The organism is Sphingobacterium pedocola (genome assembly GCF_015209965.1).
GTDB classification, from domain to species: domain Bacteria; phylum Bacteroidota; class Bacteroidia; order Sphingobacteriales; family Sphingobacteriaceae; genus Sphingobacterium; species Sphingobacterium pedocola.
This window is the reverse complement of sequence record NZ_MU158690.1, coordinates 911,818-921,132: the sequence shown is the minus strand read 5'-3', so window position 1 is coordinate 921,132 and position 9,315 is coordinate 911,818. Positions and strand designations below refer to the sequence as shown.

Below are 9,315 nucleotides of genomic sequence, written 5' to 3'. Positions count from 1 at the left end.
GGAAGCACATGCGTTACCRAKAKGGTCGCCGTCGCAGCAGGTGCAAGGGTGCCGATGTTCTCCTCGCCTGCAGGGATAACAGCGTTATCATCTGTCAGCACAAGGTTATCGATCGTCACGTTACCCGTGTTCGTTACTGTTATATCGTATTCAATTACGTCACCCACGCTGTCATAAGGACCTGCACTTGTGATCTCTTTTGTTACCGTAAATGTACCTTCCTGAGGCAAATCCGTAACAGTAGGATCATCATTATCAAAGTCAGTCCCGGATTGATCCTGAACTATGATGTTGGATGGGTCTGTTCCATCTACTGTTGCAATATTAGAAATACTCCCGTCGTCAATATCTCGTTGATTTATTGTATATATATATGTGATAATTCCTTCTTCAGTTGGGTTTAAATCCGAACCTAGTAAAAGATTTGAAACGCCAATCGTAGCATCGTCAATATTAATATCGCTTAAGATTATCCCGCCAGTATTTTTTATCGTAAAGGTATACGTCACTGTTTCATTTTCCTGAGCTAAGCCATCAGCATTTTCATCGTTAAAAACAGCTTCCTTCTTCAAGGCAATAGCCGGCACTTTTACTTCAACCTCCGGCTCTTCTGGCTCTGTTGGGTTTTCCGGGTCGGTAACCACCGCCGTGTTCTTTATCGAAACGGTACCCGCTGCAAGGCCTGCCTTAACTGTAGCCTCAAAACTTAACGTCAGCGTGCTGTTCGCAGCTACCGTCAGGTTGCTCCAGCTGATCGTATTGCCCGTAGCGATACCGCCGTTAGTGATGTTCGCGATGTTTTCAAGCTCCGATGGAACAACATCCGATACGCTGAAACCAGTACGGTCTGTACCGTAACTGTTCGTCAGCGTGATGTTGTACGTCAGTATATCGCCAGACTTCACGCTAGATGGATTGCCAACAAGTGTCTTCGCAGAAGTAACAGGTCCCGATGTAGGGATCTCTACCTCCGGTTCTTCTGGCTCTATAGGATTTTCCGGGTCGGTAACCACCGCCGTGTTCTTTATCGAAACGGTACCCGCTGCAAGGCCTGCCTTAACTGTGGCCTGGAAGCTCAGTGTAAGCGTGCTGTTCGCAGCTACCGTCAGGTTGCTCCAGCTGATCGTATTGCCCGTAGCGATACCGCCGTTAGTGATGTTCGTGATATTTTCAAGCTCCGATGGCACAGCATCCGAGACACTGAAACCAGTCCGGTCTGTACCGTAACTGTTTGTAAGCGTGATATTGTACGTCAGTACRTCSCCWGACTTCACGCTAGATGGATTGCCAACAAGCGTCTTCGCAGAAGTAACAGGTCCCGATGTAGGGATCTCAACCTCGCCTGTGATAGGTTTAGTTGGATCTACAGGGTCGATAGCCGTTGCAATATTTTCTATTTTAAGCGTACCTATAGCTAGAGTTTCATCTATTTTAACATCAAAACTCGTCGTCAACGTTCCACTAGCAGGAACGGTAAGCCCGGTCCATGAAATTGTTCTCGTCAAGGGATCATATATACCCCCATTACTAATAGATCCATCTATTACTGTTAAGCCGGTAGCCAACACATCAGACACACTAACTGGAGATTTGGCAAGAACATTTGCACTGTTATCTAAGGTAATATTATATGTAATGGTTTCACCTAATTTTACAACTGTGGGATTTCCAACTATTGACTTGGTTACTTTAATTAAATCAAGAAATACAACCGTTGTATTTTGTAGAATATTATTACATGGAGAATTCAATCCATTATTATCACATTCATAATACGGGTCGGTCGGTGGAACATACGTCAGTGGATCGCTCGGATCACTATCGTTAGTTGCATCCGGATCTGTCACGTCATTTGGTCGCAAAATAGTTGCTTCAACGGTCTTATTCCCTAAAATCATCGTCTCCGTCACCGTACCGGTGATGGTATATGTGACTTCACAACCATTGGGTAAATCTAGGACAGATGAATACGTATGTGCAGCGGCATCGTAACTTAAAACGACGGCTTCATTTCCACAACCATTTGCTTCAAAAGCGAACGATTCGGGATCAAACCCCTCTGGAACGGTAAACGAAAAAGGCGCTCCCGTAACGTCACTTGGTCCATCGTTTTTTATACCGACTGTATAGGTAAGATCATCCCCCACTACAACGGAAGTTTTATCGGGAGTGATATTCGAAATTTTTAGATCAGCAATCTTTACAGTTACATTCGTCGTCACCGTTACCGCTTCCCCCTTTATAAAAGTCCACGTATCAATGGATTTATTATCTCCAAACTGGCCCGACGTACCAGACCCCCCAAGCCCCCATATATGTCCATTTACCCTGCTACTAATACCAACGCTGTTTTCTGGCGGTAAATGACTGTTGTCTTTGGGGTCGGAATAACGTCCCCGGGGAGCGTTGTTTCCGTTGGTTCCGTCGGATACGTCCGTATCATTCCAGTATACAATATCGGAAACTACATTATTCAAATTAGTATGATCCAAAAGTTCTACAATCGTACCAAATCGATTGTATTCCATATCAAAGAATGGAAAATGTACTTCAGCACCCTGTAGCTGTACCGTTATCTTTGCGGGAACATTTCCAGGAGGAAGAGGAGAGTCCAATCCGTCTCTACCATCCCAAAAAATATTATTAAGTCCAGCTGAAGCGGATCCAGTAAGTGTACGCGTGACAAATGCGGCCGGTACAGCTGTGCTCTCTATAACGATGGTGTAATTACCTTGTGTACCAGCGGTAAACTGTACGAATCCACCTTTATTACTTACTTGTCCCGGTGTATTATCTGCACCTACCAATTTCACACCAGAAACTTCAGGCGTAACAACTTCATTTTTCAACCAGGTCGAACCGTTTGGAACCGCTCCTATTGCTACTGTAGGTAAATCGTTTGATGGTAACGTGTAAAACATCTTATGGGTGATATTCCGATCCGTATCCCCACTATTAGGATCGTGTACACGTCCGCCCAAATTACTTGTTGTATTCAAGCTTTTATAAATGGGCTCTTGTGTCGTTTGATCAATAAAACCATTATTGTTTACAAAAAAAGTAAAATATAGTCCATTATTACCATTGTTGTTAACCCGGTATGTATAACCATCTTTTGTTAATACATACACTAATCCGTCAAATCCATTGGTATTCGCGCTAGAAGTTCCATTACTAAGATTCAGCACATTTGTATATACGCGTCCTTTTACAAAACCAGAATTAGAAGTATTAATAACAGAAACGTCCCATGCAAGAATACCCGCATTACTACTGCTCTGTGTCCAGTTTGCGGTTGCCACATATGTATTACTAGGATCGTTTGTTGCCCTGGCAACAAACTCTATCCTATAAATTCCCTCAGCGGTCACATTATGATAAATGGGTGTGTACCTATTACCCCCCGTTTGCCCCGGTAGTTGTGGTCCGGCCAATTCCGCAGCTCGATTACTAATTTGACCGGCTGATGTACTGTTAACTAATAGACTGCCAGTGGGATCGTATAATCTAATACGTCCATTTCCGCCCCCCTGTGCACTAGACGCTAACGTAATCGTCTCCCCGCTTTTGGCGTACACGTAATGTGTGCCATGGTTAGCGAAAGGCCAGTTTACAGTAGGCGATGTGTGCGCACGTAGATAAGCACGTAAGCCAGTCGCGTTGTTCGGATACAAATCCCTAGATCCATCCGCAAAAGCGTTGGTACCTATAAGTGTAAACAGTAAGACCCCCAGATACAATACCCAGTTTGCTTGCCCCATTCGCCGAGCTAACGATTGAAAAAAATTCATGATACTATTCATATTTTCAAGAAAAAACATTAGTTTGGTAGATTATAGATCTTCCGTTACGAAAACCCACTTTTTCCCGGCGCAAATATGCTAACACCACGCTGAGATTCCTGTCTCATTTTTGAACGTTGTTGTCCATTTAAAAAAATGAGACAAAAAAAAGAATAACAATAGCCTGAAAAAGAGCCACATACAAATGCAAGAAGGCAACACCTCCCATTCTCACTCATACTCGTGATTTTCGCAAAAACCATACGATACTCATCTCAATAGTCGCTATTTTTGTAATCTTAAGCCAACTGATATTCGTAGCGGTTGCCGAATATCAGTATACATTTAAGCGATGCAGATCTTCAGCGCATTATACGCTTACATTAATCACCAGCTCTATTTTAAATATGACCGTATTCTTATCTATCTTTTTATTTCTATTCGCTCCTTCCGTTGGTCAGGCATTGCCCTTCAACGTAGACCTTACCTATCCCTTCGGTAAGACCAGCTCGTATCCCGCTCAGGCAACCGATAATGTCAATAAAGAAAAGGCTCATAAGAAATCGCATGCAATAACGGAAGATGGTATTCCGCATAGCGACAAGATCTACGTACAGATCCGTAAGGCAACAGAACTTTACGGGTCAGGGGATAGACAGCAGTCTTTACAAATCATCAATCGGATTGAAGACACCGTACTAGCTCGTGAGGAATACTATCATTTAAGCAACCTCCTCCGTATAAAATCAGTTATCATCCAGCAAGCAGGCTTCAAAGATGAGGGATTACGATTAATCGACCGCAGTATCCATTACGGTAAAAAAATAGCAGATAGCGACTCTAGCCATTATCAGATTGGTTACGCTTTATTGGCGAAGACGAGTATGGTGGAAGAAGAAACCGTGCGGCATCAATTGAAAAAAGCTGCTTACAAGCATATGAGTTCCATATCGAACCGTCACCCTAGACAGCAAAATGCTATGGCATCGGCTTTAACATCTTATGCGACAAGCCTCATGGACAAAAAGGAAATAGATTCGGCAGAAATGTACCTCTTAAAAGCATTACAGATATTCCCTCCAGACACCCTTTACAAGGTCTCAGACACCTTTTACACCTTAGAGACCATAGGAGTTCTCTATTTTGATAGCGGCAGATATGTGGAAGCAGCAACTTACTTTCAAAAGGCTCTTCGACATAATGAAACTGAACAAAACTCCTACCACACCAGCCGTATGTACCTGCGCTTACACGGCGCCTATGACCGAATGAACAAAACAACGGAAGCTGATTATTATTTACGGCAGTATTCTATCATTAAAGACAGCCTGGACCGCGCAAAAGACGCTTTGATAAATAACATCGCGATCGATAGAAAATCCGAGGAGCAATTTGATAAACCGCAAAACAAAGCACGTATCCGAAGTATAGTCATCACGCTGCTCGTCTGCATTTCCCTTGGCGTATTTGCATGGTATATCGGCAGACCGTTCGGTAAACGAAAGCAATACGATAAAGATGAAACAAATCCCAATATATTTACGGATATTGAGCCCGCACCTCAGTCACCACTTGCCCCTAGTCAAGATCAATTATTAGAGCTCTACGATCTAGCCAAAGCAAATAATCCGCTATTCCTGACCAAATTCTGCTCGCTCTTTACACTATATGTAGATAGGCTGAACCAGTTAGCTTTTCCGGAATTAGTTAGCTCCGAACTGGAAATATGCGCTTATCTCAAACTAAATCTCGATACGAAGGAGATATCCAGGTATACCCATCGCAGTATACGCTCCATCGAAAATAGAAGGCACAGGATCCGAAAGAAACTGAACCTTCCGCCTGATAGTGATCTGAAAAACTTTTTATTAAACCTAGAGTAGACAGTTTTTCTTATCTACTGGCGGTGATTAGAATGGTACTTCTTTATCCCTTAACTGTTGAATGTATTCTGAAGGCAACAGGCCGGTTTCTGCACGGAACGCAATAGAGAATTTACCATGCGTAGAAAACCCACACAAACTGGCGAGGTAACTGATTTTACAATTTAGCAGATTTGGATCCTCATCCAAACGCTTCACGATATAGGCAATTCTATGTTTCTGCAGATAAGTATTGAAATCAACTGCACGATATTTTCTAAAAATATAAGATACATAACGTACATTGGAGTGCATAACTGAAGAAAGCTTCGATAAGGTGATGTCAGTCTGGAGATAGAACTGGGTACTTTCGAGTTCCTCCAGCACCGACAAAAGCCTTTGTTCTGTTTCTTCGGCAATATGTACTTCATCATCCGTCTCTGAAATACCCTTTGTCAGGGTTTCGGCTAAAGCTATAGCATCTCTCTTACGAACAATAGGAATGCTCGTATCCACACGCCGATTACGTAGGATCAAAAAGCAAATAAAGATAAGTCCCAAAGCAATGACGACTATGGCTATGACAACGGTTTGCTTTTCAAAACGCTGTTGTTGCATTTCTCTGCTGTTTAATAACTGATCCGCTACATTCTGCCATATTGCTGTACGATTTTCCAGTGCTTTTGCATGAAGATCCTTATAATGAGACGCCCGATCTAAGTCCCGCGTCTTACTATAGAGTTTTGCGTACGATTCATAAAGCAGGAGCTTTAATTCTTCCCGGTTAGAGCTCGCGATGTATGGCATAGCTTCTTCCAGGTAATCTTCCGCTATCGCTAGCTTATTTCGCATTAAGGCTACTTCAGCAAGACCGCGATTGATATAGGGCCTTAAGTTACTTTCTTGATCACCGAGGAGCTGCAAAGAACTAAAAAACGATGAATCGGCCAAAGAAAGCTTATTTGTATTTAGATAACAGACACCAACCAGCTGATCGTTCGTTGCACGCACTAAAATACCGCGCGGACTGGATGACGTGTCCCTCTCGGCGTATTGTTTAGCTTCATTTAAAAATTTAAGAGCAGCCTCATAATTCGCGTCATTCATGGCATGAAATGCATTTTCCTGCAGGATATTAATTTTTGTCAACACATATCCATTTGCTTGGCGTTGCTTTTCATTAGCCCTCTCTGCTCTTTTTAAATATTTTCTAGATTCCGAGTATAAGCCAACATTTCGATACGTCGTTGCCAAAAAACCCGCTGTACGCGATTCCCATTCCAAAAATCCATCCAACTCGGCAATTTTATGCGCACGCACGGCATAAAGCAGTGCAGGCGGAATATCCCCTGTGCTGTGTTTAATATTTGCTAGGAGCATAAGCGCTTTGATCCGTTGAAGGTCCCCTTTTGCGTGTTGATACAACGAGTCGGCTATCCGCTCCGCCTCGATTACATTAGAAGAGATCTTGTCACTATACACCTCATTGTACCGCTGATCAAACGTTTTATCATTGGCGGATACCATAAAACAGATAAAAAAGGAAAGGAATATGCTTAAGCTTAAGAAGATGTTGTATCTATGCATTCCGACGTTTTTTAAACAAATGGTTATCACGGTATTCCAAAGGCGTGCAAGCCTTTTCCTGATTGAAATTACGGTAAAAAGATGCCCGTGAATTAAAGCCGCATTTCATGGCCAACTCTTCCATGCTATTTTCCAAAAATTCCATTTCCAATAATTCACAGGCTTTTTTCACCCGTAGCGAGTTGATCGCTTGTTTCACAGTAGCACCATATTCATCTGCAAAAAAAGCCACTACTACCGGCTTGGGTAGACGCAGTTCCCGTAACATCCCACTTATCTTAAATTCGGTATTCAGGTATCTTTCATGGCGCAGGTACGTTTCTATCCTTCCATAATATTTTTGGAATTTCGTAGTATCCACCGTAATAGCGGTTACATCGTTTTCCAGCAAGGGCTTCGGCTTCTCGATTTGAATATTAGCCTTCGAAGTAGCCCGCCGCGTACCCGTTAGCTGGTACAGTTGATAAAAATAGGCTAAGCATACACCGAGAAACATCGAAAGAAATATGACAAAACCAGATGTAGAGGAGGTCGCCCGATGCCCCTTTACCGTGCCGGTAATAACCAATGGAAGCATAAACGCCGCTAAAATTAAAAGAATCACAATAGCATATCGATAAATCCATTTCGAATCCGTATGTCTTCTATTATCGGATAAGACGACCACAATGGGATAAATCAACCAGGAGAGCGCCATCAGCCCATAAAGAATGGCAAAGTAAGGTCTATCGTATGCCATCCGGAACTGGTAAAAAGCTAAAAAACAACTATAAGCAAGCAGACCGATTATAAAGGGGAATGCATGCCAGATTATCGTTTTTAAGGAAAGCATATCGTTGTGTGCTGTCCGGTATGCAAAAAAAAGCAAGGGGCCATATAACAATCCAAAGGGCGCACCTCGATCCACATACTTCAGCCCAATAAAGACGTCGCGGAACAGTGCCGCGTGTATGATGTGAATGGTGACAAGTATCAAAAATGCGCGAATAACTTGATTCAACCGCGAAGGTGATGTTACCAAGCTTGATAAATGGATACCAAGCAATGCAACAACCAAAATAGCAGCGTATAATAACCAGATTACCATGCAGCGCTTTCGATATTTTCCCGATATGTACTAGGTGACATACCCACATATTGCTTAAAATATCTGTAAAATGTTGTCTTTGAGTTAAATCCACTTTGGTTAGCCAAGACCTCCATTTTCAATACCTGGTGCTCATGCTCCAGGAGTTCCTTCGCGTGCTCTATACGAAATTTTGCCAACCATTCGTAATAGTTGGTTTGTAGATACTGATTTATATAGTCTGTGATGTGTACCTTCGGGATTCCTGCCTTTTGTGCTAGATCATCGAGCGTCAAAGTGGTGTCCAAAAATAATTTATCACCAAGCATACATGTCATTAGTTTTTCTTCACACTGCCAGACAAGTGATTCATTCATTTCAACTTGTATTTTATCAGGTCGAATTTCCTCCGTTTCTGTTATCTTATCATCTTTGGAGACAAGTAAGTAATTGATGAGGAGCAAAATTGAGAAAACCATTACAAACGCAACCACGTACAACGGATCTACATCCAATTCGAAGCCCCACCGATGACTGAGCAATAGCATACCGACAAAAAAGCCAATTGCGTTGCCCAAAAAGGCTAACTGTCGCAAAAGAGCGAGCTTATCCGAAGTATCCGACATATTCCTGCGCATCCGAACCAACGCAACGAGCGGGTAACCGATCAACGACACGGTCATTATCGGAAAATAAACGTCGTAATAGAGCGGATTAGGCTTTCCTAATTGTAGAAGATACCAGAGTAAAAAGATAACGAATACACTAAAATGAACCACCATTGAAATCCGGTTTTCAAGCCTGCCCGAAGACGCTATTTTATACATCACTATAAAAATTGGGCCATATAAGAGCGGAATAGGAACGGTATAATCCTGAAAAATAAACAAGAGATGTATCACCTGCAAGAGTGCAAATGATAGTGCAAACCATTTAAAAACATTCTCATTTAACTTCTTGGTTAATAGCATTGTTATTCAATTTTATAGTATAATCAAGTACTTGCAATAAGCAGTCT

The 9,315-nt window shown here is 42.4% G+C and carries 5 protein-coding genes; 1 reads left to right on the top strand and 4 read right to left on the bottom strand.

Annotation, left to right across the window (positions count from 1 at the left end):
• Positions 1–3,791, bottom strand: a 3,791-nt coding sequence (locus C4F40_RS13975; protein WP_196939998.1) for a DUF7507 domain-containing protein, incomplete at its 3' end; no start/stop codon positions are given.
• Positions 3,792–4,189: 398 nt separating this feature from the next.
• On the opposite strand from C4F40_RS13975, the gene C4F40_RS13970 reads away from it, so the two are divergent.
• Entirely contained in the window at positions 4,190–5,665 is a 1,476-nt protein-coding gene (locus C4F40_RS13970; RefSeq protein WP_196939997.1) for a tetratricopeptide repeat protein, read from the top strand.
• A 27-nt stretch (positions 5,666–5,692) separates the two neighbouring features.
• Here C4F40_RS13970 and C4F40_RS13965 read toward each other — a convergent pair whose 3' ends face one another.
• The 3 genes from C4F40_RS13965 to C4F40_RS13955 are packed head-to-tail and all read right to left on the bottom strand — an operon-like array spanning position 5,693 to position 9,268.
• A complete protein-coding gene (locus tag C4F40_RS13965) occupies positions 5,693–7,231 on the bottom strand; it encodes a helix-turn-helix domain-containing protein (RefSeq protein WP_196939996.1) in 1,539 nt (512 codons plus the stop codon).
• The gene (locus C4F40_RS13960) at positions 7,224–8,318 is read right to left on the bottom strand and encodes an AraC family transcriptional regulator (RefSeq protein ID WP_196939995.1); all 1,095 of its coding nucleotides are present in this window, start codon (positions 8,316–8,318) and stop codon (positions 7,224–7,226) included. Before C4F40_RS13960 ends, C4F40_RS13965 begins: the two co-directional genes overlap by 8 nt.
• Complete coding sequence (locus C4F40_RS13955) at positions 8,312–9,268, bottom strand: AraC family transcriptional regulator (protein WP_196939994.1); 957 nt, start codon at positions 9,266–9,268, stop codon at positions 8,312–8,314. The genes C4F40_RS13960 and C4F40_RS13955 overlap by 7 nt, the downstream gene beginning before the upstream one ends.
• Between the last annotated feature and the right edge of the window lie 47 nt (positions 9,269–9,315).